Source organism: Pseudoalteromonas sp. GW168-MNA-CIBAN-0100, assembly GCF_040309225.1.
Lineage (GTDB): Bacteria > Pseudomonadota > Gammaproteobacteria > Enterobacterales > Alteromonadaceae > Pseudoalteromonas > Pseudoalteromonas arctica.
On sequence record NZ_JBEOOL010000225.1, the window covers coordinates 1 to 366 of the forward strand.

The following is a 366-nucleotide window of genomic DNA, read 5'->3' on the forward strand; positions in this document are numbered from 1 at the left end:
CCGCAAATGGACCCGATGCATCAATATTAGTGTTAATATCATCAACATCGTCTAGCTCTAATGTCATTGAGCGGTAACCTGCTTTAACAGCAACATCTATTGCTAGGTTATCAATAAATTCCCATGCAATACCCATTTGGTAATCTTGAACTTTGCTATCGTCAATTGCTACAAAGCTGCCCTCAAAAAACACGCTTAAACCGGTAAAAGGTAAGCCTGCTTCAGCGCGGCCGTAAACCAATGGTACAAAGCCTGAAAACTCAACAGTTTCAGTATAATCAGCGCCACCTTGTTGCGTAGTACCTTTAACTAAAATCTCACCATCAAACTGCTTAGCGTTAACACCCAAATCGATAGAGATTAAGT

1 protein-coding gene is annotated in these 366 nt (G+C 40.7%); it reads right to left on the reverse strand.

From position 1 onward, the window contains the following. On the reverse strand, positions 1–366 hold a 366-nt coding region (locus AAEY62_RS20850), incomplete at both ends, for a TIGR04219 family outer membrane beta-barrel protein (protein WP_350636195.1).